Below are 25,165 nucleotides of genomic sequence, written 5' to 3'. Positions count from 1 at the left end.
ATAAAAAATATGTCCTTACTAAATAAAGGTTAAATAGCAATAATCAATATTAGACTGTATTACTAAATGAGCTACTTTTGCCAGATGCTCAAAAAGAAATATGCACAGTTAGAATTTATAGTATTAATGGCATCTCTAATGTCTATTGTAGCTTTAGCAATTGATGCATTATTACCTGCTTTGGATATTATAGGGATTACTATTGGTACAACTGAATTAGCGGACAATCAATTATTGATTACCATGATTTTTTTAGGTCTTGGTATAGGTCCGCTTATTTTTGGTCCTATTTCGGATAGTATCGGTAGAAAACCAGTAGTCTATATGGGTTTTGCACTCTTTATTATTGCTAGTTTCATGTGTATTAATGCTACTAGTCTTACAGTAATGATTGCAGGAAGGATTATACAAGGTATTGGTCTTTCTGCTCCCAGGACTATTGCCATTGCCATGATTCGAGATATTTATAGTGGTGACTATATGGCACGCATTATGTCATTTATCACTGTGGTTTTTATTTTGGTTCCTATTATAGCTCCTGCTTTAGGAAAATCTGTATTAGACCAATATAACTGGCAAGCTATATTTTATATTCAGCTAATATTTAGTGGATTAGTTTCCTTTTGGTTTTGGAGACGACAAACCGAAACCTTAGAAGTTTCCAAGCGTATTAAGTTCTCTTCTTACATTTTTATAGATGGAGTTAAAGAATTATCAAAATATAAAAACACTATTGGGTATACTTTAATTTCTGGTTTTATTGTAGGTTCTTTTTTGGTATATCTTAGTAGTTCTCAGCAAATTTTTGAACAGCAATACCAACTTAAAGATGAGTTTCCATATATTTTTGCATTATTAGCAATATCTATTGGTACTGCTACTTTTATGAATGGTACCTTGGTTCTAAAATATGGAATGGAAAAACTAGTTTCTATTTCATTATACGCATTCTTTGGTATTTCTTTATTATATATTATATTATTTTATGGAGACACCAATCCTAGTGTAGTTATATTGCTGATTTTCTTTGGATTGCAATTCTTTTCGATAGGATTTTTATTCGGTAACTTAAGAGCACTAGCGATGGAACCAGTAGGTCATATCGCGGGAATAGCTGCTGCTTTAACGGGATTTATAAGCACAATAATGGCTGTCCCTATTAGTACTTACATAGGAAGATATGTTGAAAATACCGCACTACCGTTATTTTTAGGTTTTTCGATTTGTGCAGCAATTTCTATTGGGATTCTACTATACCTAAAAGCTTCCATGAGAAAGGTGAAACAATAACTTTTAGCTGATAGCATCAGTATCACCTGTTTTCTTTTTTCCGGGAACGGATAGTTCACCATCACCTGCGATAGCAAATTTATCCCTTTTGGAACCATACCCGAAATTAGAAGATCTACGATACTTGTTTTGGAAATCCGCAAACTTTCTTTTTGACCAGGATTTCTCTTTGTTTTGATTTTCCATATAAGAGTTTTTATGGTTTACTTACCTGATTAACAATTAATTTCTATTCTAAGTTAGATTTTTTTTTAGAATTTAGTAGAAACGTTAACATCAAATTATAATTATTTACTCAATTTTCATCTATTTTACAATCACCGATTTGCTCAAGCGGTTGGAACGATTCTTGATTATTGATATACCTATAAACGATATATATTATGAAAACCTACGTTAATCTAATTCTTTTTTTAATCTTGTTGATCCCTTTTGGATATGGACAATTTCCGGCTTCGCCTTCTGATATCACTAATGTATCTGACGGCTATATTGGTCATGAAGAAGCTTTAATCAATGATGTTATCAAGTTAGAGTTTGATAAGAAAAATGCTAAGATATCCTTTGATTTCATTTCTGAAGAAACCAATGGAACGATTAGCGGTTTGGATTTCAAAATATCATTTAACCCAGAAGATCCGGATAATGCTTATTTTAAAGGAACTGCACTTGTAAACACCTTGGATACAGATAATTTCTTAAGGGATGGTCATTTGATGTGGGAAAAGTTTTTTTATAAAAAGAAGCATCCAAAAATAGCTTTTGAAAGCAAAGAAGTAGTTCATTTTGGCGATAATAATTATAAAGTAATAGGAGATCTAACTATTAAAGGTATTACTAAAGAAATTATTATTAATTTCACCCTTGATATCACAAAAAACCTTCTAGGTAAGACTACTATTTACACTAGCGATTTTGATGTTAATATCCATGATGAAAGGGAGAAAAACAAACTGAATATTATATTTGATTTCCCTATTCTGAAGTGATATATAATTTTAAGTAAAAAACTACTCAATGCGCGCCCTGGAGTATTTAGATCTCAATTATCGAGTAAATTGATTACAAATTTATACTATACGCTTTTGCCAATCTTTCAGAAGTTGTCTTAAGTCCTGTATTTACAATATTAGTTTCTCTTAAACGTGTAATTTGAATTTTGTCATCACGTTTTTCTTCCCCTTGAGTTATTAATTGCGAAATCATCTTGTGTTATTTTTATGTATTCATTTTCCCTTATGCAAATATACAAGCAATTCATAAGCTATGTAAGGGTATAAATACTGTATTTCATTAGGGATAATGCCCCCTATTATTTTTTAGATAAAAAAGAAAAGAAATTAGAAAATACTTTTTCAGAACTATAAATCAACTGTAAAAGCAGAAAACGATCCATGACTGGATAAAGAAATAGCTATATCTGTTATCTTATTATGAATTTTGACGATTGGAATGCCATTTATATCTTTTTGTAAAGTGACAGCAGATAGATTTACATCCATCATATCAGCAATATAATATACAAGTTTGCTTTTATATTGTAATGATTCATCCACAAATACCTTTGAAATGAAATTCGTTTGATCTGTGAATGCAATTGTGTAGATATACTTTTCTGTTTGTTTTGAGACAGTACGATAATTATAATCTTGCACTGTGACATCTTCATCCGCACAAATAAAATCATACGGATTGTATTTAGGTGACAGCGAAAAAAGCCGTTGGTGTGCTTTGTACGCCGCTTCCTTCATACTCCACAGTTTCCATACCATATGATTAGAATCTTCTGCATCCCAGATCTTATCTTGTTCTGATTCATTAAAGATTTTTTGTAGCCATCCTTTTCTCCGCCAATTACTTTGTACAGAAGCAAGTTTAAGGTCTACAATATCGTTACCAATCATTTAGCTGCTAATTTATTTTGAATTACCTCTATGGAGGCCTTTACGGTAAGCATCTTATCCATTCCGTCATTATCTATCTCGATATCAAATTCATCTTCAACATCCAGAATTACATCCACCAAATTAGCGGAGTTAATCTCTAAATCGTCTATAAAGTTGGTGTCTTCAGACATATTTTCTAATCCCTCTTGATTCTGGACATAAGGTTCTATAATAGTTTTTAATTTAGATAGTAATTCTTCTTTTGTCATGAAATTTTGATTATGAATATTTTTTAAAGATAATACAAGCATTTACATCTCCAAACCCAAAACTCGCTTTTGCTGCAATTTGAAGAGGTTTAGATATTGTTTTACTAGGAATCCTTTCTCTGTCTACCATAGCAGCTATTTCTGGATGCAAATCCTCACAGTTTATATTGCCAAAAACGAAATCTTCTTTTAACTGAAGTACTGTGGCAACACTTTCTATACTGCCTGATGCTGCAAGACAATGACCTACGAGGCTTTTTAATGAATTTATATACGGAAAATCTTTTCCTTTTCTATCTAATGCATCACACCAATTCTCGATTTCCGTGGCATCTTTCGTAGTGGCAGTTAAATGACCATTAATTGTATCGATATCTTTTGCATCAATTCCAGAATTTATAACTGCTCGCTTAATACATTCTTTTACAGCCATACTGTTGGGAGCAGTCATGCTGCCTCCGTTTCTCTGACCACCACTATTTACATGTCCTCCTAGTATTTCTGCATATATGGTAGCTCCACGTTTCTTTGCATTTTCTAAACTTTCTATAACGAGTGCTCCTGCTCCACTTCCTGGTACAAAACCACTAGCAGTTGCGCTCATTGGCCTTGAAGCTTCCGTAGGATTATCATTATACTTATGCGGAAGAATTCTCATTGCATCAAAACCTCCCCAAACATAAGGCCCACTATCACTAGTGCTGCCGGCGAGTATAATTTCTGCTTTTCCGGATACTATACGATCATATGCCATTAAGATAGCTTCAGTACCAGTACTGCAAGCGGATGAATTAGTTGTAGTTATATTTCCACATCCTAGCATTCCACCCAAAAATGCACTAATACCGCTTGCCATGGTTTGTATTACAGAGGTACTCCCTAACCTTCTTACTTTTCCTGCATCGACTTTATAAATTGCTTCTCTAAATTTATCAACTCCTAATACTCCAGTTCCAAATATAATCCCTACGTCCCAAAGTGGATTTTCAGTTTTATCAGAGATTATCAATCCAGCATCTTTCCACGCATCTAATCCGGCAATGACACCATATTCTAAACCTGAAGCATTCAATCCTTTTAATTGAATGGTGTTAAAGTAATTATTTAAGTAATCATCCTTATAGAATGGTTTACCAGCTATTTGACAAGAAAATTTAAGTTGATTTAATTCATTTATATATTGAATACCAGAAATACCAGTTTTAATAGCATTACTAAATTCTGAAACGTTCGTTCCATTAGGAGAAACCACACCTAAACCTGTTATAACAACCCTCCTTTTATTCATAAAATTTGGAATAATTAATAAAATCCATCATTGTTCTAAACCTTGTTTTAACTCCAATTAACCCTATAACACTTCCTGAAACTTCATTAGTATCAATTGCTACTTTTATTATTGTATATCCAAAACTCATAGATAACTTAATCATTTCAAACCATCATCCCAGCAATTTCTCCTTTTGCAACTAACTTTTGTTCTTCATTGAACATTTCAACTTTACATTTTAATTTATTAAATCGAAAATATTCCTTTTCTGATTTTACAAATACCTTTTCTCCAGGGAGAACGGATTTATAAAAATTGATTGCGGTACTGGTCATGGCGACTCTAATTTTGTTTGCCTCTATTTCTTTTTTTAGTGTAAATATTCCAAAGCACACTAAACCAATCTGAGCCATAATCTCGGTTAGAATAACACCTGGTGTAATAGGATGACCCTTAAAGTGACCTTCATAAAAATATTCATCATGTTTTAAGGTATAACATCCATTAATGCAATCTTCGTCTACATCCAAAATTTCATCTACAAACAGAAAAGGAGCTTCATACGGCAATTTTTCTATAATTTGTTCTTTTGTCAAAATCTATATTTTTTAAAAAGCACATCCGTTCGGTAAAGGTGCTGTTGTCTCTAATTCACTTGCAAAACTAATATCTAATGTTTGCTGACTAAACCCAGCAGATACACTTCCTTTAAATACTACATCTCCATACCCTTTATTATTCATATGCGCTCTTATATAAACTGTCTGATCCTCAGTTATATTCACAGGACCACCAGATCTTGTAAAAGGTTGTTCATTTACGTGGCTATGCGCTAATATTCTTCGATATACTAATGTTTGATCTTCAGAAACGATTTCCCACCAATCTGCATATTGGTTACATCCTAGATCAGGACTATTTATTTCTACACTAAATGTATAGCTACCTTCTTTTTCAGATACAGAAACATTCGTAACTCCTGCAGTAACTTCTGGTATGGAAATATCAGTTTCAATAGCAGAGTCATCATTTTTTGTACAAGCTGAAGCCGAAATTGTACATAAAATAATGCATACCCATATTTTTTTCATTTTCACGTGGTTTTAGTTAATACTCATTATACCATTTTTATACTTTACCACTCTAACAATATTCTTTGCGCAGAGAATCCAGGACCGAAACTAAGCATAAGACCTGTTTCTCCTTTAGTTGGCTTTTTATTCATAAAGCGTTCTAATACATATAAAACAGTAGCGCTACTCATATTACCATATTCTTGCAAAACAGCTTTAGTATCATCAATGTTCTTACCAAGATCCCCAAAAAGACCTTCTACAGTTTGCACAATTTTTTTACCACCAGGATGAAAGATTAAATGATTAATCTCCTCTATAGTTTTTCCCTGTTTTTGCAAAAAAGGATGTATAATATCTGGAAAATGTCTTGCTATCTTTTCAGGAACTTCTTTATCCAACACCATTTGTAATCCGCCATTTGTTAGTTTAAATCCCATCATTGTAGTAGCATCATAAAAATGGTACATTTCATCTGCAATAATTTTAGGACCACTAGCTTCTTCTTCGGAAGAAAGTAGCACACAAGCTGCTCCATCTCCAAAAATAGCAGCACTTACAATATTTACCATACTAAAATCAGTATGCTGAAACGTAGCAGTCGGTGATTCAATAGCAATTACTGCTGCTCTTTTACCAGGGTTAGCTTGCAGAAAGTTTTTAGCATAAATCATCCCAGATACTCCAGCCGCACATCCCATTTCTGTAACAGGTAATCTCACGATATCCTGTCTAAGGCCTAATTCATTAATAATATATGCATCCAAAGATGGAATCATGATTCCGGTACAGCTTACAGTGATTATATAATCTAATGATTTTGGATCCCAATCTGCCTGACTCAAAGCTTTCTTGACTACAGCGTTTCCTAATTTTTTTACTTCACGAATATGAATATCATTCTTTTCTTCGAAAGAAGTTGCTGTAAAAACTTCTTCGATACTCATAATGCCATATCTCTTATCTACAGCAGCATTTTCAAAAATCTTAAGAACCTTTCGCCTAAAACGATCTTCCTGACCTATAAGCCATTGGGATACAAAAGGAAGTATTTCCTTTGTCTCTCTAACATATTGTGGCAACTCTTTAGCAACCGTCTTTATTTTTACACTCAATTTATTTCCCTTTATTTTTTTAATTTCTAATTACCCAACGATATCTGAACGCCCATTTCCAATCCAATTGATATGTGTTTAACTTTAATTCTTTTGCAAAACGCATTAATTCTTTTCGTTTAAAACCTCTTTTTATGGATACTAATCCATCATTTTTTGCGATATATCCTTTGATAAAAAAATAACTAAACATTCTAAATAGATAATAGGACCATTTGTTTCTATGGATATCATTTATAATTACAACTTCAGAAACTAACTCTAAACTTTTCTTAAGAACTCTTTTTATCTCTTCGTCTCCAAAATGATGTAATGTAAGTGTACAAATAATGATATCACAATGAAAATCTCCTTTTTCTAAAGTCAAAATATTTTTATCATGAAACTCTATCTCAATATATGATGTACTTAGTTTTCTTGCTTGTAATAGGCATTTATCATTATTATCGATTCCAATTAATTTTACTTTTATTTTATTTTCTTTAAAAACATCTGCTAATTTTCTAAGCATTTCGCCATCACCACAACCTAAGTCCATAATAACCCAGGTTTTTGTACTCTCATCCTTTTTTATTTCATCTAAAACTGCATTTATTGTTATATTATTTCCTCCGAGCAATCGATTAACTCTAGAGATATCTTCTAATGCTATTCCTAGATCTTTTTCATTCACTTCTGGATCATCCATAAGTTCTGCTTCATTGCTTCGATATTCTAGGTTTACTAACATACTATAGGTTTTCCGTGTGTTTGTTTGATAATTCCTGGTACAATCGAAGGAGCTATGGTAGCAATTTTTTGCGCTATTTGCTGAAATCTGTTACTTAACAATACTTTCTGAAGAATTCTTCCTGCTAGTAATCTTTTAGAAAAAGTGCTATCCCATTGTTTAACATACAGTTTTTCAAGCTCTATCGAAGAATACATTTTCGTACTATAATTCTCCACTAAGAGCTCGCATAGAATTTTGGAGCCTTGAATTGCCATTGCCATTCCATTACCACAGAGAGGATGAATTAATCCTGCTGCATCACCTAACATAAAAATATGATTTTCTACAGGTTTTTTTCTATCGAAGTTAATCTGGCTTATGGTTATAGGTTTTTCGAATACTGGTTTAGATTTTTCAAAAAAATCCTTTAGATTAGGGTTTTCATAAAGTACTTTCTTTTCAAATTCTTCAATGTTTTTATACTTCTTGAAGCTTTTATAATTAACAAGATAACATGCGTTTACAGTATTATTTTCTACCAGAGACAATCCACAATAACCTCCATCAAAATTATGTAATGCTACCGTATTAGCATCAAATTTAGCTTTATAATGCGCTTTTACAGCTAACCAAGGTGATTTTTTGTTGCTAAAATCTCGTTTTAAATTTTTATCTAAACCAGAACGTTTACCATAAGCTCCAATTACATAATCACTGGTTAACGTGTTATTATTAGTCGTTAATACTTGAAATATATTCTGATCATACTTAACATCTAAAACTTGATCATTTATCATGTGTACTCCTAAGGTTTTAGCCTTGTTCCATAGATAATGATCCAATGCATATCTACTTATCCCAAAACCGCCTAAAGGAAGTTTACTCTTGATCATTTTCCCCTTTTTGGTACTAATATTCAATTCCGAAATTTTCACAGGTTTTAATTCACTCATGTTAATTTCCAAAAAATCGAGATATGAAAGTACTTCATTAGAAATATATTCTCCACAAACTTTATGCTTAGGATAGATATCTTTTTCGATAAGGGTAACAGAGATTTGAGCCTTAGCCAAATGAATAGCACTGGTTAGACCTGCTAAACCACCACCGATGATTAGTATGTGCGTATGACTATTCATTTATTGAAGATACATAAATTTTGAGCATAAAAAAATCCCGATTGTTAGGTCGGGATTTATCATTCTCAATTACAACACCTTACTCTTTTATTTGTGCAACCGCCTGCTTTCTTAGTTCCTCATTTGGTGATATTGTTACTTCTACCCTTCTATTTTTAGTTTTACCTTCTGTAGTAGTATTGTCATATCTAGGTTGGGATTCTCCATAATACTTAACAGTAAATCTCTGTTCATCAACTCCTTGTAGAACAAGATAATCTCTTACCGATTGTGCTCTGTATTTTGATAATAGAAAATTTGACTCTTCTTTACCTACATTATCAGTATGTCCTTCAATAAGTATATTAGAATTAGGATATTCTGTGAGAATTGCTGCCAGTTTTTCAATTGTTGCTTTAGACGACTCGTTTAAGTCATGCTTATTGGTATTAAAATACACACCACTTTCTTCATCAAAAACAATATTAATGTCTTCTTCAACTCTTTGTACTGCGACACTTGGCATCTCTTCTTCAATCTTTTTAGCTTGCTGGTCCATTCGATTACCAATAACACTACCCACAGTTGCTCCAACAATTCCACCTATAACCGCTCCAAGTTCAGTTTCTCCTCCAACACGGTCTCCTATAACCCCGCCTATTACAGCACCACCTGCAGCCCCTATAAAACCACCTATTTCAGCGTTTTTCATAGACTTACAACTAACCATAGTTATTAATATTATTCCTAAATACACCAGTTTCTTTGAGTTTTTAATATTGTGTGATTTCATGTGTTTTAAATCTTTATTGGTTTTAATGTTAATGAGTTTTATTGTTTATCAAAGTTTAGTTTGATTGTAAATTTTTCTCCATCGACTATCATATCATAACTCCAAATCATTTTGGTGTTTTCCAATTCATACAATTGCATACGATACCCTTTATTATTAATATTGCTTTTCATTTTATGATTCACAGGCTTTAACATAATGCTATGATTAAACCCATACATTTCTTTTGGAACTGACCATATAAAATTTTGAACACCAGTGTCTGTGCAAGAAGTACCTGATAAGGCATAACTACCCGTGTTATTATTAGCAACAAACTCCCAATTAGTATTTTCTATACATTGTAACGAAATGTTGTTTAGAATAGTAATCGCGTAGGTTCCTTTACTATCGGTTTCATAGTCAACTTCTTTTAGGATCCAAACTCCATCAATCGAGTTTTTTGCTGCTCTGGTTAATTTATTTGATGCGCCACAACTAAATAAAAGAGTACATATTAATAGTATACAAATTGTTCTCAAGGCTTTTGGTTTAAAGAGATTATTCTGATTTTATAGTACAAATATCTTCAAACTACACTCCTTAAACTACATCATAAATAGTGAAAACAACATCACTGTTTTCAGGGTATAGGTTTATTTAGAAAACAAAAAAATCCCTAACAGCATAAAGATCTGTTAGGGATTTTTGATAAATTTTAATGTATTGTTTAGTCTACTTTTTTAGCATCATTGATCATTTTATCATTTGCTAATACTCCAAACTCGACTCTTCTGTTTTTTGCTCTACCTTCTGCAGTAGCATTATCATATTTTGGTAAAGTTTCACCGTGATAATAGGTTGTCAATCTTGATTTGTTTATTCCCTGAGAGATTAGATAATCCGTCACAGAATTAGCTCGTTTTCTAGATAACTCCATATTGTAAGCATCATCACCAGAACTATCAGTATGCCCATCAACTATAATGTTGGTATCAGGAAAATCCTTAAAAACACCTATCAACTTGTTAAGAGTTTCTTTTGATTTTGCATTGATATTATGCTTATTCGTTTCAAAATAAATACCACTATTTTCATCAAATATGATATCAATTCCTTCTCCTACTCTGGTCACTTCAGCACCAGGGATTTCTTCTTCTATTTTTTGAGCCTGTTTATCCATTTGTTTACCAATCACTCCACCAGCAACTCCACCGACAACTCCTCCAATGATCGCTCCAAGCACTGAATTTTCTTTGTTTCCAACATTATTTCCAATTACTCCACCAAGAACGGCTCCGGCAGTTGTACCAATTACAGCACCCTTTTGGGTATTATTTGCATTCTGAACTGCATCACAGCTACTTAAAATGACTAATGCTGTAAGTACTATAGCTATTTTATTAAAATTTGATTTGATCATCGTGTAAAGATTTGAGTTATTATAGTTTATTAAAATTCATTGTGATTACAAACGGTTTTCCCTCTAAACTTACGGTTTGGGTCCAGGTCATTGTTGTATCATCCAGGTGTTTTAGAGTCATTCGATACCCTTTATTGTTATTCGTACTTTTTTTCTTTTCATCAATAGGTTTAAAAAGAAAACTATAATCACCATTTTCTGAAGGTTTGGGAATAGTGAATCTAAAATTTCTAGCACCTGTAGAAGTACACTGGCTATCATTTACGGTATACTTACCAGTATTATTGTTTGGTATAAATTTCCAAACACCTCCTGTAAGACATTCTGCTGAAGCATCATTATACAAAGTAACTTCAAAAATTCCAGAACGGTCATAGGATATATTATCCAAGGACCACTCACCTTTTAATGTTTTTTTTGCGGCGATAATAGTTTTCTGACTAGCAGAACACGAAGCAAGCAGAATTACTGCAAGTAATAAGATCAGTTTTTTCATGGTTGATTTTATATTTATATGTGTAAAATTGGTTGAAAATTAATATTCAAATATCATCATAGTTGAACATTCTATGTTAAAAATACTTTTAAAATATTTCTATAAATTAGATAAAATGCAAAAAATTTAGATTAATATCATTTGGAGATTGTATGCCATCATTGTTAGGTTTTGGGTTTAATTGTTACATACGTAAGGTATACAAATTCAATAACGAAATAAAGGATATTATCATATATTAACTTTACACTGTTAACAGAATTTAACAGTATAAAACTCATAAAATTTTATATGAAGTTATTCTTGCTCTTTGGGTACTCTGAAAAGTAACAACAGTCCGATTACAAAAAATAAAATTAAGAAAAGTATAGAATACCTAATGCTTCCTGTAAGTTGAGCTACTAAGCCATATGAAAACATACCTATGACAATTCCTATTTTTTCAGCAACATCGTAAAAACTAAAATAAGAAGCTGTATCTACAGCATTTTCTGGTAAAAATTTTGAATATGTTGATCTGGACAAAGATTGAATCCCTCCCATTACTAAACCTACAATAGCAGCTGTTACATAAAATTGTCCAGGTGCAGTGATTGTATACGCAAATACGCATATACCGATCCAAATGAAATTAATAAAAATCAAAACCTTTATATTTCCATATTTTGCAGAAGCGATTGAAGTAAGAAAGGCTCCTAAAACAGCAACTAATTGAATTAATAAAATACTAATAATTAATCCTGTAGTTGCATCTTGATCGCCCCAATCCAATTCTTCAATTCCAAAATATGTGGCAATTAGCATAATAGTCTGTACTGCCATACCGTATACAAAAAATGCAGAAAGATATCTACGAAGTCTTAGGTTATGCTGCATAGCATTCCATATACTTTTAAGTTCTTTAAAACCATTAAAAACGACATCTTTGGTAAGCTTATCCTTTTTATTCCCTTTTGGTAAATAATAATAGGTGTACTGACTAAAACCTATCCACCATATTCCTACCATTACAAAAGATAACCTTGTTGGTACTCCTTCGTTCTCAAAACCAAAGGTTTCATAAAAGAATATCATTATTAAATTTATAATCAAAAGAATAACACTACCAACGTATCCAAGAGAATACCCCTTTGCACTAATAGCATCTTGCTGTTCGGGAAACGCAATATCCGGGAGATAAGAATTATAAAAAACCAAACTTGCCCAGAAACCGATTAATGCTAAGAAGTAGCATAATAACCCAAACCAAAGCTGATCCATATTAAACCAATATAAACCAATACAAGATAATGCTCCGAGATAACAGAAAAATTTCAGAAAGGTCTTTTTATTACCTATATAATCAGCAATTCCCGATAACAAAGGACTAAGAAGTGAAACTACTAAAAAAGCCAATGCTGTTACATAACTGATCAGAGAATCATTATTAAAATCAATACCCAGAAAACTAACAGTGTCACTAATAATTTTATCATCAGCATCTCTAACAATCGTTAAAGCACCCCAAAAAATAGGGAATATTGCGGATGCAATTGTTAAACTGTATACAGAATTTGCCCAGTCATAAAAAGCCCAGGCGTTTAGTAATTTTTTATGTCCTTTAGGTAATATTTCTCGCATGTTCTAAAATTAAAAAGCTGTTCCAGATTGTTCTGGAACAGCTCCTAAAATAGGTATAATCTTTTTAAGAATTAAAAATTTACAATTATTTAAAGCTAGTAACTCCAAATTTCTTTGCTTCTTCTTTTGCAGCGGGTGCCCAAGCAATTAAATTGGCAATACGTGTATCGTTTGATGGGTGTGTACTCATAAACTCTGGTGGTGCTTGTCCTCCACTATTTGCTTTCATACGCTTCCAAAGTTCTGCTGCTTCATCTGGATTATAGCCAGCTATCGCCATTAGTGTTAATCCAATTTTATCGGCTTCGGTCTCATGACTTCTACTAAAGGGTAACATAACTCCAAATTGGCTTCCTAAACCAAACGCTTGACCAACTATTTGCTGTGTTTGTTCATTTTGACCGCTAACAGCGACTGCTGTAGCAACACCTGCAACTTGCTGGATTTGTCCAGCACTCATACGTTGCTGTCCATGATTAGCAATTGCGTGCACTACTTCATGTCCCATAATAGCAGCAATACCTGTTTCGGTTTTAGCAATTGGTAAAATACCTGTATAAAATGCTATTTTTCCTCCAGGCATGGCCCACGCATTTACAGCTTTATCATCTATTAGATTATACTCCCATTTATAATCTTTTAAATAACCTTGATGACCATTTGCATTGAGCCATCTTTCTGCTGCTTTTGCAATCTTTTGACCAACACGTTTAACCATTTCAGCATCCGATGTACCTTTCAGTACCTTGCTTTCTTTTAGCACTTGATCATATTGAGCAAAAGCAGCTGGTAAAATTTGAGAATTAGGTACTAACGCCAATGTTTGTTTACCTGTAAAAGGGTTGGTTGCACAGGATAAGAAAAGTAAAATCGATCCTAGAGCAACTATTATTTTTTTCTTTTTCATGATATTTATGGATAGATGTGAATTTCGTATGTTAAAATTACAAAATTCAGCACATCCTTTTTAATAAAAGATCATCAATTTATGCAATAAGATCTATATAAAGCAATAATTATCGATAAGTTGTTTTATTTAGCTACAATATGAAGTTCGGCAAAGTCTTTTGGAACAATTACAGTATTTTCTTTCTTATCAAATTTTAACTCTTTTAGGGGTACCACCACATTATCGATTTCAATTTCATCAATATCAAAAGGTAATCCTATAAATTCAATCTTCATAGTATCATATTCCGTGATATAGGTTCCATTCTTATGTTGCTGAATGATAATTTCATTCTCTTTTCCTGTAAAAGCAAAACTTCTTAGGCTAAATCTACCTTTAGTATAATCATAGCCGTCTTGTGCGTCTTCATATACTTTGGATACTTCTTTATTTCCTAATTTATAATATACTTCTAATTTAAGCTCTTCAATCTTTTTCTCGCCTACATACTGCTGAATTGGGTATTTAGGTATGATAGCTCCCTCTTTTACAAATAACGGAATTGTATCTAACTCTGCATCTACCCATTGTTCCATGCCTCCTTTTACATATTCTCGGGTCCAGTAATTATACCAACTCCCACGAGGAATGTACAATCTTCTACCTTTTGCATTAGGTTCTTGAACCGGGCATACTAATATTTGATTACCAAATACAAATTCGTCTGTTCTATAATGTGTTTGAGGATCTAACTGATCGTATAATACCAAAGATTTTAACATTGGTATTCCTTCTTCGGCATACTCCCAAAACATAGTGTATAAATATGGAAGTAACTGATATCGCAATTCTACGTATTTTCTGGTAACATCTATAACTTCTTCACCAAATGTCCAAGGTTCCTGATTCCCGTGGTCTCCAGATGAATGTGTACGACAGAAAGGGTGAAATACTCCTAACTGTATCCATCTAGCATATAATTCTCCAGTAGGATGTTCTGCAAATCCACCAATATCACTACCGGTAAATGACATTCCGCTCATACTCATACGCTGCGCTTGGATATTAGCTATCCAAAGATGTTCCCAGGTTGCCACATTATCTCCTGTCCAAGAAGAAGTATATCGTTGCGCTCCAGAATATGCAGATCTAGTAATTACAAATGGTCTTTTAGGATATCCAAATCTTTTAATACCTTCATAAGTAGCTCTCGCCATTTGAGTACCATAAATATTATGAGCTTTTCTGTGACTACAAGGGTTTCCATCATAATTATGACGAACATCATCAGGGAATGTTTTTCCAGGAACCTCCATTACCGCAGGTTCATTCATATCATTCCAAACTCCTTTGACTCCTATTTCATCAATAAGTTCCTTAAATAATCCGGCCCACCACTCTCTAACTTCGGGATTCGTAAAATCTGGGAAGAAACATTCTCCTGGCCATACTTTTCCTCTCATATATGGTCCATCTGCTCGCTTACAGAAATAATCTTTTTCCATAGCCTCTTGATACACCCAGTAATCATCATCAATTTTGATTCCCGGATCTATAATTACTATAGTTTTATAACCATCTTCTGCTAATTCCTGAACCATACGTTTAGGATCCGGAAAATATTCTTTATTCCAGGTAAAGCATCTGAATCCTTCCATATAATCTATATCAAGATATATAGCATCACATGGTATTCTTAAATCTCTAAACTTTGTAGTAATTTCTTTTACCTTACTTTCGGGATAGTAACTCCATTTACACTGATGATACCCTAATGCCCATAATGGCGGTAGTTCTGGCTTACCCGTAAGGTCTGTATATCGAGTTATTACATCTTGCATATTAGGGCCATAAAAGAAATAGTAATTCATTTCTCCTCCATGCGCCCAGAAACTAGTAACATTACGGCGTTCATTACAAAAATCAAAGTATGTCTTAAACGAATTATCGAAGAAGATACCATAGGCTCTTTCTTCGTACATACCTATATAAAAAGGAACACTTTTATATAAAGGATCCTGATCTTTACCGAATGCATATTGATCCGTGGCCCAATTCTCAATTCGTTTTCCTTTCAAATTAAGATGCATTGGTTTATCTCCTAAGCCATAATAACATTCTCCTTGAGGAGCAGATTTACTCATTTTTACAATGTTACCACCATACTCATAGCTTTGTTCCCAATGGAAACCCCAATCATCCTTGCAAATAATGTTGCCTTCTTTATCCGTTATAGTGACATGGATATTGGCTTTAGCAATAAAGATCTTTATTCTTTTAGTAGTAATTTCATACGTATCTTCCAGTTCCTTGACTTCTAGCTCACTATAGCCTCTTACACCCTTTTCACTAATAGCATAAGAAAAATCTTTTTCAAAATTATTATCAGTGGCATATCTAAATCGTACAACACTTCCTCTCACAATCGTAACCTGAAGAATAACCCCATTTTCTGTGGTGAAATTGATCTTATCTACGTTCTGTGAAAAGGAGATGATTTTTCCGGGAAACAAATTCCCTTTTACTTCTAACTCAGTATTAGTAATCATAGCTGGTTGGTTTCTTTTACTTCTTTGTATTGTAAAAAAACAATATCTATCTCAATAAATAAACTCTTTTAATCAGTATTTATTAATAAAAATTAACGAAAACGTTTGAAACTAAATTCTATTAACAATTGTTTACCGTGTTATACTTAGAGTTTCAAAATAATATTCAAATACACATTGATTTTTACCTTTAGATTTTACTTATCAATTTTAAAAACAACAGCTCCTAATGGAGGAATATTTATTTGCGCAGCATAATTTCTATAATGCCAATCCATTTTTTCTATAGTCACTTGAGCGTCATTAAAATCTCCAGTTCCTCCATAATTTTTATTATCACTATTGAATAGTTGCACTAATTTCCCTGAAGAGGGTAATCCAATCCGATACTTAGTTCTGGGAACCGGGGTAAAATTACAAGCAACAACTAAAAAGTCTTCTTCTTTATTTCCTTTTCGAATATATGCTACAACAGAATTTTCATGATCATCATAACTAATCCATTCAAAACCATCTGCATTAAATTGTTTCTCGTATAACGCGGGGTAGTTTTTATATAATATGTTAAGATCTATAATTAGGTTTTTGATTCCTGAGTGATAATCATATTGTAGTAAATGCCAGTCCAAACTACTCTGGAAATTCCACTCTTCTCGCTGTCCAAATTCTGCTCCCATGAATAATAGATTGGTACCTGGATGCGTAAACATATAACTGTACATCAACCTTAGGTTAGCAAACTGCTGCCACTCATCTCCTGGCATCCTACCAATAATACTTTTCTTACCATATACTACTTCATCGTGCGACAACGGAAGCATAAAGTTTTCCGTAAAAGCATACGTCATACTAAAGGTTAAGTCATTTTGATGATGTTTTCTGTATATAGGTTCTTTTGCAAAATATTGTAAAGTATCGTGCATCCAACCCATCATCCATTTCATACCAAAGCCAAGACCACCAAGAAAAGTTGGTTTAGAAACCATTGGGAATGAAGTAGATTCTTCTGCTATTGTCTGTACATCAGGATAGCTTTTATAGACTTCTTCATTAAGTTCTTTCATAAAATCAATAGCATCGAGGTTTTCTCTTCCTCCGTACTTATTTGGCTCCCATTCTCCTTCTTCTCTAGAATAGTCCAGGAATAACATGGAAGCAACGGCATCAACTCTTAAGCCATCAGCATGATATTGATCTAACCAAAAAATTGCATTACTTATCAAAAAGCTTTTTACTTCATTACGCCCATAATTAAATATCAGGCTTTTCCAATCCGGGTGATATCCTTTTCTTTTATCTGGATGCTCGTATAAACAAGATCCATCAAAGAAACCTAATCCGTGAGCATCCTCAGGAAAATGAGATGGCACCCAATCTAACAATATCCCTATGTCATTTTGATGTAACTTATCAACGAGTACTTTAAATTCTTCTGGATAACCAAAGCGTGAAGTAGGTGCAAAATAACCAGTAAGTTGATATCCCCATGAAGGATCATATGGGTACTCCATTACTGGCATCAATTCTACATGTGTAAAGTTCATCTCTTTTACGTAAGACACTAATTCATCTGCTAATTCGATGTAAGAGAGTGATCTATTTTCTTCTATTTTTCTTTTCCAAGATCCCAAATGAACTTCGTATACAGAAAAAGGAGCATCAATAGCATTGTTTTTCTTTCTATTTTTCATCCATTTAGTGTCTTTCCAATCGTAAGAATCTTCCCAAACTACAGAGGCTGTTTTTGGTGGATGTTCACATCTACGAGCATAAGGGTCTGCTTTTTCGGTCTTGATATCATTATTATGAGAATGAATTTTATATTTATAAGTACTACCTTTTCCAACTTCTGGAATAAACCCTTCCCATATACCTGATTCATCCCAACGAACATTTAACTGATGTTCTCCTTCTATCCAAAAATTGAAATCCCCAATAACAGAAACTGATTTTGCGGATGGCGCCCAAACTGCAAAATATGTTCCATTTACACCATCTACAGTAGTAATGTGTGATCCAAATTTTTCATAAAGTCTATAATGCTTCCCGCCTTTAAAAAGATTGACATCAAATTCAGAAAATAAACTATGTGCTATTACTTTACTCATATTATTGCTTAGCTATTAATAATTTTTGAGATTCCTTTTAATGGAATTACCGCCCATCTGGGTCTGCTATTTAATTCATATCCTAATTCGTATACTGCTTTTTCCAGCAAGCAATATTCCAGCATAAATTTTATCTCTTTTAGATATCCAATACTCAGGTTATGTGACTGAACATATTTCACATATTTTCTAAGAAAAATAGCGGTCATATAGCTGTATAGAACATCTGCAAAATGAAATAGTTCTTCTTTAGAATAATTGAAGTTTTCTAGATTATTAAATATGGTTGAATACACTGCATAATTAAATGATCTAAAAACTCCAGCTACATCTTTAAGCGGAGATTGTTTTACCTTTCGATCACGTATGGTACTTTCTGGTTCTCCTTCGAAATCGATAATATAAAAATCTCCGTTATCTACCAGAACCTGTCCTAAATGATAATCTCCATGAATCCGAATACGCTCACCTTTTAGCTTAGATTCATCAAAATCTAATAGTTTTTTTCTAATTATCTTCTTGTTATCTAAAAACTCTTGTGCTAACTCAAGACGCAACCCCTCTAGTTTATGAAGATTGTTTTCTACTAGGCTTACCCGATTTTCGAATTGATAAATTAATCTATTTTTTAACCATACGGAATAATCGCTGCTATAGGTCTGAGGGGTAAATTGCATATTAACCCTTTCTAATCCTAATGCTACATGCATTTGTGCAGTTCTTAATCCTAGTTGGGCGATATCTTCAAAAAAGGATATAGGAACATATTGTCTTATTTCTTCTGGAATAGCATTTATATCGATCTTATCAAACATATCGATATGTTGTAATTTCATTACATCAGGATGTACTTCATTTAATGTTTCATAAATATCTTTAAGTTGATCCAGAAAATATTCCCAAGCATCTCCTTGATTAGGTACCAATTGTTGCATCAACGCTAAAGTGATCACATTTTTATCAGAAAACCGTAGTGTAATGCTACCACTATATTTAGGTGTGTTTTTAAATACTCCCTTATCTGTTAGATATTTATTAACTTCATAATCAGGGTTTTGATCTACAAAGATCCTTCTAAAAATTTTTAAAATGTATGTATCATTAAAAATAATCGAAGTGTTGCTTTGTTCTACCCCCATCGCTTTAGAAGATACATATTCATTATCAGCACAACCTCTACCTCTTCTAAATTCTAGACCCTCATATTTACTTTTAGCTCCTTCTAATATTTTTTCAAAGATTTGTTTTCTAAAAGATTCCAACAGCGTTGCATCAATCAAAAACCCTTGCTTATCGTTTAGCTCAATTTTAGCTATTATTTCTTCCTGAGCATAATTATGATCTGTTACAAGGGCCAGAGGAATAAAATAGTTTTGAACAAACGCTTCTCTAAAATTAACTTCTAATACTAAACCATAAAATAAATCATTTCCATCATCAATTCTAAAATGGTCAACTAATTCAATATATTTTAGCGCACTTGCTTTACCTCCATACCATCTCTTAGTAATGATATAAGGCTCTAAAATATCTTCGCAAAACTCTGTAACGAACTGAGGGTTTTCTAATAATCCAGACCATTCTGATTTATATTTATATACAGCATTAAGGTCGTTTTTTTGTTGAGTATCGGACATTTGTTACATCATTTAGTGATTTTAAATATGTGAAAAGGTAATGCTGGATGTAATTCCACAAAATTCCATTCATCGTGCCAATGATAACTACTTTTAGTAACCAAGTCATGAACCTGAATTGGATGACCTGCATGTATTCCTAATTCACCCAATGGTAATTGCACATGGCCTTTTTGTGAATAATGAGGATCTAGACTGATTACAATTAGCATCTCATTGGTTTTATCATCATTATATTTATAGAAAGCGATAATTTGATCATTTTCTATATGGCAAAATTTTACATTATTGGTTTGTTGTAAAGCGGAGTTCTCTTTTCTGATATGATTTAAACTACTTATAATAGTAGTGAGTTTATTTTTTTTATTCCAATCCCAGTGACGAATTTGATATTTTTCGCTGTCAAGATATTCTTCTTTTCCGGGAATGGCATCAGAAACCATTTGTTCAAATACTGGTCCATAAACACCTATATTTGAACTTAATGTACTAGCTAAAGCATATCTGGTTAAATGCATGGCTTCGTTTGCACCTTGCAAATGATAAGGGTTAATGTCAGGAGTATTAGGCCAGAAATTAGGTCTAAAATATTCTTTTTGATCTGTGGTAGTTAATTCACTAACATATTCTGTTAATTCATGCTTGTTCGTACGCCATGTAAAATATGTATACGATTGTGTAAACCCTTGTTTTGCTAATTGTTGCATTACTTTAGGTTTTGTAAATGCTTCAGACAAAAATAATACATCTGGGTGCTTCTTCTTAATTTCTTCAATCAACCAACCCCAAAAATGGAACGGTTTCGTATGTGGATTATCTACTCGATATATATTAATTCCACATTCTTCTATCCAAAAAAGTGCCGCATCGAGTAATTCCTTCCACATTTTCTTCCATTCCTTAGTGTCAAAATAAATAGGTTGTATATCTTGATATTTCTTAGGAGGATTTTCTGCATATTGCACAGTACCATCGGGTCTCCATTTAAAAAATTCAGGAAATTCTTTTACCCAAGGATGATCTGGAGCAGCTTGCAATGCATAATCCATTGCTATTTCTAGCCCCAATTCTTTTGCTTTCTTAACCAGTTTTTTAAAATCTTGTAACGTACCTAATTCTTTATGTACACTGGTATGTCCTCCATCTGCCGAACCTATTCCCCAAGGAGATCCTACATCTCCATCATACGCTTCTGTAGTATTGTTTTTACCTTTTCGATTTATTTCGCCAATGGGGTGGATTGGAGGAAAATATAATACATCAAATCCCATTTCGGATATTCTAGGTAATAACTTTTCGCAATCCTTAAAAGTTCCGTGTTTACCTTCCACTTCTGAAGCACTTCTGGGAAAAAATTCATACCAAGTACTAAACCTTGCTTTTTCTCGATCCACGTACACCTGCAGATCCTGATAAGTAGCCATTAATCCTTTTGATGGATATTTATAAAAAAGATCATGTAATTTATCACTTTTAGCTTCGATTATTGCGCTATCATATTGCTTTTCATCTTGAAATATATCAAGTAATTCCTTAATATATTTTTTCTCATCTGTTGTTGATTTCTTAAGTAAATCCTTCAAATATTCTCTACCTTCTAACAGCTCAGATTTCACATATTGATTATCATCTATTTTACGAATAGTTCCATGTTGCCAATTTAATGCGTAGTCGATCCATCCTAAAATCTGATATGTGTAATATCCTTGCTTTTTAACTTCAAATTCTCCTCTCCAAGAATCATTTTCTAACGAGTGCATTCTATTTTCAGACCAATTACGTTCGCTTTTATGCTTATATCGTATACTAGCCTGAACGATATCATGACCGTCACCAATAATATCAGCAGTTATGTGTACCTTTTCATTAACTACTCTTTTAATAAAAAATGCTCCATTATTAATTTCCGGAGATACATTTTCGATAATAACACGCTCTTGATTCAACATGAGAACTTTTAAATTAAAGTGATTTGATTTTAATATTTTAATAACAAGAGAAGCAATTTATTATTTATTATTTAAAATTTGCGTACGATTTTGTAAGATTTCATAGAGTTTTGTGAGAATTTATAAACAATAACGTTTTCGCAAAACACTACAACGATGTAGCGCCAACGGCACATTTTGAAAAAAACATATTTAATGCGAAAAATTAAGAAATAAAATAAAAATTCTTAGAGCTAAATTTTATATTCATTAGGAATTACAGCACCTTTTATAATAACTACAATACCATCTTTGATTACATACCGATCATTCTTGGTATCTTTTAGATGTGGACCTCCATTAATAATAACATCATTACCGATTCTACAATCTTTATCTATAATAGCATTATTAATAACACATCGTTCTCCTACTCCAATATATGGTCTACTTTCTTTATCATCTATTTCTAACTCACTCAAATCTTGATATCTATCGCTACCAATCATGTAGGTGTTTTTTATAACAGTATCTTTACCAATCCTAGATCGAATACCGATAACAGATTGGTCAATTTCTTTTGCTTGTATCAGGCATCCCTCGGCAATCATGCTTTTATTTAACAGAGTACCAGATATTTTTGATGGTGGTAATATTCTAGGCCTTGTTAATATGTTACGTTCATTATCAAACAAATCGAATTTAGGAATATCATTAGCAAGCTCAATATTTGCTTCAAAAAAGGAAGAAATAGTCCCTATATCTGTCCAATAGCCTTCATATTGATATGCTAAAACTTTATGACTTTCTATAGACTGTGGAATAATTTCTTTTCCAAAATCTATTCTACTAGGATCAGAAAGAATATCTACCAATAGTTGTCTACTGAAAATATAAATCCCCATCGATGCTAGGTATTCTCTATTCTCGCTTTTCATCTCATCACTAACTTCTGATTCCCAACCAGGTAATTTATCGGTACTTGGTTTTTCGATAAAAGAAGTTATAAAATGATTCTTATCGGTCTTTAAAATTCCAAAATCAGTTGCATCTTTAGGGTTTACTGGTAACGTTGCTATAGAAATATCAGCGTCTTTTTCTATATGTGCCTCGATCATATGATTAAAATCCATCTGATATAATTGATCTCCAGATAAAATTAGAGCATATTCAAAATCATGATTCAAAAAGTGATGCATCGATTGCCTTACAGCATCTGCAGTTCCCTGAAACCAGGTTTTGTTATCCGGGGTTTGTTCTGCAGCAAGTACATCTACAAAAGCCTGACTAAAAGAACTAAAAATATAAGTATTCTTAATGTGGCTATTTAATGATGCCGAATTAAATTGAGTTAGCACAAACATTCTTTTGATATCAGAATGTATACAATTAGTAATTGGTATATCGACCAACCTGTATTTTCCGGCAATGGATACAGCTGGTTTTGACCTACTCTCAGTTAATGGGGCTAATCTAGTTCCTTGTCCTCCTCCAAGGATAATTGCGAGGACCTTTTTGTTAATCATTGTGGTTATTTTAAAGATTCATATAATTCAATGTATTGCTTAGCTGAATTATTCCAAGAATGATCAATTTTTATTATTTCTTTTTGTATTCCCCTATATTGCTTTTGATTGTTATACAATTCAACTCCCCTTTTAATTGAATTATATACATCTTGAATGTTTACTTGATCATGACAGATTCCAAAACCATCATCGCCAATATCGATAACTGTATCCTTTAATCCTCCTATACGTCTAACAATTGGTATAAGACCGTAGCGTAATGCATACATTTGATTTAACCCACAAGGTTCTACTCGCGAAGGCATGAGTAAAAAATCAGCTCCTGCATAAATGATGTGCGATAATTTCTCATCGTATCCGATATATGTATTGTACGAATTAGGAAAATATTCTTTCAATTTCTCTAAACGTGATTCTACAGTTGGTTCACCAGATCCCAAAATTAAGATGTTAACATCCAGATGTTCTAATGTTTCAGAAATCATATCTGGTAATAGATCCGCTCCTTTTTCGTACACTAATCGACCTATAAAAGCAAACAATGGTTTATCTATATCAAAGTTGAACTCCTTACACAACCATTGTTTATTAGCTTTTCTTCCAGAAATTATATTTTTTGCGCCATAGTTCTGTATGATCATTGAATCTACTTCAGGATTCCAGATATCATGATCAATCCCGTTTAAAACACCTAAGCACTTAGCATTCTCATGAGACAAAAGTCCTTCTAAACCATTGGCTTGATGCTGTAATTCTTGCATATAACTTGGTGATACGGTCGTTACTCGCCAGGCACATTTAATACCCGTAGCCAATGGATTAATACAATGATCCCAATCTAACAAACCAATATTATGTAGGTCGAATTGTGGTATATAATCTAATTTGTCGTATGAGAACTGACCTTGATATTGCGCATTATGAATTGTTAATACTGTAGGTATATCTATTAAGTCTTTATACTTATCGACCTGCGAAACCAAAAAAGGTATTAATCCTGTATGATGATCATGACAATGGATAACATCTGGTTTTGTTTCAATATGTAATAACCAATTCAAAACCGCCAATTGAAAAGCTAAAAATCGTTCGGTGTCATCCTCATAGCTATAAACATTTGGTCTATACAGTAAATCTTCTTGATATACCAGATATATCTGAAATCCAACGTTTTTAGACAACATCTTTTTAATACTAAAATCATAGGTGTTTTTGCCTAAATCTAAAGAACCGTTATAAACCTCTTCACATGAAAGATGATTGATTTTTTCATTATTAAAAAAAGGTATAACAACCTCGGTAATGCAATCTAAATCAGTTAAATATTTAGGTAGTGAACCTACTACATCACCGAGACCCCCAACTTTTGCTAAAGGATAACATTCTAAACTCGTGTGAAGTACTCTCATAACCTATTCTTTAGTGCTAAAATTTATGAGATTAACCAATTGTTAATATCTTTTAAAAGGAGTTTAAATCTA

25 protein-coding genes are annotated in these 25,165 nt (G+C 32.7%); 2 read left to right on the top strand and 23 right to left on the bottom strand.

Features of this window, described 5'->3' with window-relative positions; genetic code table 11:
• The first annotated feature begins 66 nt into the window (after positions 1-66).
• The gene (locus Q0829_RS03360; protein ID WP_298539921.1) at positions 67-1,290 is read left to right on the top strand and encodes a multidrug effflux MFS transporter; all 1,224 of its coding nucleotides are present in this window, start codon (positions 67-69) and stop codon (positions 1,288-1,290) included.
• Positions 1,291-1,293: 3 nt separating this feature from the next.
• Here the strand turns inward: Q0829_RS03360 and Q0829_RS03355 are convergent, their stop codons facing one another.
• Positions 1,294-1,476 carry a hypothetical protein gene (locus tag Q0829_RS03355; RefSeq protein ID WP_298539919.1) on the bottom strand — a complete coding sequence of 61 codons (183 nt, stop codon included), beginning with the start codon at positions 1,474-1,476 and terminating at the stop codon, positions 1,294-1,296.
• 197 nt (positions 1,477-1,673) lie between these two features.
• On the opposite strand from Q0829_RS03355, the gene Q0829_RS03350 reads away from it, so the two are divergent.
• The gene (locus tag Q0829_RS03350; RefSeq protein WP_298539917.1) at positions 1,674-2,279 is read left to right on the top strand and encodes a YceI family protein; all 606 of its coding nucleotides are present in this window, start codon (positions 1,674-1,676) and stop codon (positions 2,277-2,279) included.
• A gap of 73 nt (positions 2,280-2,352) precedes the next feature.
• Here Q0829_RS03350 and Q0829_RS03345 read toward each other — a convergent pair whose 3' ends face one another.
• The 22 genes from Q0829_RS03345 to Q0829_RS03240 all read right to left on the bottom strand — a co-directional run bounded on the left by Q0829_RS03345 (position 2,353) and on the right by Q0829_RS03240 (position 25,093).
• On the bottom strand, positions 2,353-2,496 hold the full coding sequence (locus Q0829_RS03345) for a hypothetical protein (protein WP_298539915.1): 144 nt from the start codon (positions 2,494-2,496) through the stop codon (positions 2,353-2,355).
• A 155-nt stretch (positions 2,497-2,651) separates the two neighbouring features.
• Complete coding sequence (locus Q0829_RS03340; RefSeq protein ID WP_298539914.1) at positions 2,652-3,194, bottom strand: 4'-phosphopantetheinyl transferase superfamily protein; 543 nt, start codon at positions 3,192-3,194, stop codon at positions 2,652-2,654.
• On the bottom strand, positions 3,191-3,445 hold the full coding sequence (locus Q0829_RS03335; RefSeq protein ID WP_298539912.1) for a phosphopantetheine-binding protein: 255 nt from the start codon (positions 3,443-3,445) through the stop codon (positions 3,191-3,193). Before Q0829_RS03335 ends, Q0829_RS03340 begins: the two co-directional genes overlap by 4 nt.
• Before the next feature lie 10 nt (positions 3,446-3,455).
• Complete coding sequence (locus Q0829_RS03330; protein WP_298539910.1) at positions 3,456-4,733, bottom strand: beta-ketoacyl-[acyl-carrier-protein] synthase family protein; 1,278 nt, start codon at positions 4,731-4,733, stop codon at positions 3,456-3,458.
• Entirely contained in the window at positions 4,726-4,878 is a 153-nt protein-coding gene (locus tag Q0829_RS03325) for a hypothetical protein (RefSeq protein ID WP_298539908.1), read from the bottom strand. The genes Q0829_RS03330 and Q0829_RS03325 overlap by 8 nt, the downstream gene beginning before the upstream one ends.
• A 1-nt stretch (position 4,879) precedes the next feature.
• Entirely contained in the window at positions 4,880-5,311 is a 432-nt protein-coding gene (locus Q0829_RS03320) for a 3-hydroxyacyl-ACP dehydratase FabZ family protein (RefSeq protein ID WP_298539905.1), read from the bottom strand.
• A gap of 12 nt (positions 5,312-5,323) precedes the next feature.
• Positions 5,324-5,806, bottom strand: a complete 483-nt coding sequence (locus Q0829_RS03315; RefSeq protein WP_298539903.1) for a hypothetical protein — start codon at positions 5,804-5,806, stop codon at positions 5,324-5,326.
• A 44-nt stretch (positions 5,807-5,850) separates the two neighbouring features.
• Positions 5,851-6,903, bottom strand: a complete 1,053-nt coding sequence (locus Q0829_RS03310) for a type III polyketide synthase (RefSeq protein WP_298539900.1) — start codon at positions 6,901-6,903, stop codon at positions 5,851-5,853.
• Between the two features lie 19 nt (positions 6,904-6,922).
• On the bottom strand, positions 6,923-7,633 hold the full coding sequence (locus Q0829_RS03305) for a methyltransferase domain-containing protein (RefSeq protein WP_298539898.1): 711 nt from the start codon (positions 7,631-7,633) through the stop codon (positions 6,923-6,925).
• Positions 7,627-8,754, bottom strand: coding sequence for an NAD(P)/FAD-dependent oxidoreductase (locus Q0829_RS03300; RefSeq protein ID WP_298539895.1), 1,128 nt, complete (start codon positions 8,752-8,754; stop codon positions 7,627-7,629). The genes Q0829_RS03305 and Q0829_RS03300 overlap by 7 nt, the downstream gene beginning before the upstream one ends.
• A 79-nt stretch (positions 8,755-8,833) precedes the next feature.
• Positions 8,834-9,445, bottom strand: coding sequence for an OmpA family protein (locus Q0829_RS03295; RefSeq protein ID WP_298539893.1), 612 nt, complete (start codon positions 9,443-9,445; stop codon positions 8,834-8,836).
• Positions 9,446-9,564: 119 nt separating this feature from the next.
• Complete coding sequence (locus tag Q0829_RS03290; protein ID WP_298539891.1) at positions 9,565-10,047, bottom strand: lipocalin; 483 nt, start codon at positions 10,045-10,047, stop codon at positions 9,565-9,567.
• Between the two features lie 188 nt (positions 10,048-10,235).
• Positions 10,236-10,928, bottom strand: coding sequence for an OmpA family protein (locus Q0829_RS03285; RefSeq protein WP_298539888.1), 693 nt, complete (start codon positions 10,926-10,928; stop codon positions 10,236-10,238).
• A gap of 19 nt (positions 10,929-10,947) precedes the next feature.
• The gene (locus Q0829_RS03280) at positions 10,948-11,424 is read right to left on the bottom strand and encodes a lipocalin family protein (protein ID WP_298539885.1); all 477 of its coding nucleotides are present in this window, start codon (positions 11,422-11,424) and stop codon (positions 10,948-10,950) included.
• A 297-nt stretch (positions 11,425-11,721) separates the two neighbouring features.
• The gene (locus Q0829_RS03275; protein WP_298539883.1) at positions 11,722-13,044 is read right to left on the bottom strand and encodes an MFS transporter; all 1,323 of its coding nucleotides are present in this window, start codon (positions 13,042-13,044) and stop codon (positions 11,722-11,724) included.
• Positions 13,045-13,129: 85 nt separating this feature from the next.
• The gene (locus Q0829_RS03270; protein ID WP_298539881.1) at positions 13,130-13,951 is read right to left on the bottom strand and encodes a M48 family metallopeptidase; all 822 of its coding nucleotides are present in this window, start codon (positions 13,949-13,951) and stop codon (positions 13,130-13,132) included.
• A gap of 125 nt (positions 13,952-14,076) precedes the next feature.
• Positions 14,077-16,482: a glycoside hydrolase family 31 protein gene (locus Q0829_RS03265; protein ID WP_298539878.1), complete on the bottom strand. Its 2,406-nt coding sequence runs from the start codon at positions 16,480-16,482 to the stop codon at positions 14,077-14,079.
• A gap of 197 nt (positions 16,483-16,679) precedes the next feature.
• Positions 16,680-18,590: a 1,4-alpha-glucan branching protein GlgB gene (glgB, locus tag Q0829_RS03260; protein ID WP_298539876.1), complete on the bottom strand. Its 1,911-nt coding sequence runs from the start codon at positions 18,588-18,590 to the stop codon at positions 16,680-16,682.
• Positions 18,591-18,598: 8 nt separating this feature from the next.
• A complete protein-coding gene (locus Q0829_RS03255) occupies positions 18,599-20,227 on the bottom strand; it encodes a phosphotransferase (protein ID WP_298539874.1) in 1,629 nt (542 codons plus the stop codon).
• A gap of 8 nt (positions 20,228-20,235) precedes the next feature.
• A complete protein-coding gene (locus Q0829_RS03250; RefSeq protein WP_298539872.1) occupies positions 20,236-22,176 on the bottom strand; it encodes an alpha-1,4-glucan--maltose-1-phosphate maltosyltransferase in 1,941 nt (646 codons plus the stop codon).
• Positions 22,177-22,409: 233 nt separating this feature from the next.
• Positions 22,410-23,681 (bottom strand): glucose-1-phosphate adenylyltransferase, encoded by a 1,272-nt coding sequence (locus Q0829_RS03245; protein ID WP_298539870.1) that lies wholly within the window; start codon positions 23,679-23,681, stop codon positions 22,410-22,412.
• 5 nt (positions 23,682-23,686) lie between these two features.
• Positions 23,687-25,093, bottom strand: coding sequence for a glycogen synthase (locus tag Q0829_RS03240; RefSeq protein WP_298539867.1), 1,407 nt, complete (start codon positions 25,091-25,093; stop codon positions 23,687-23,689).
• Positions 25,094-25,165: the final 72 nt, after the last annotated feature.

The sequence above is a fragment of the uncultured Aquimarina sp. genome, assembly GCF_947492405.1.
In the GTDB taxonomy this organism is placed as follows: Bacteria; Bacteroidota; Bacteroidia; order Flavobacteriales; family Flavobacteriaceae; genus Aquimarina.
This window is presented reverse-complemented; position numbering and strand designations above follow the sequence as displayed.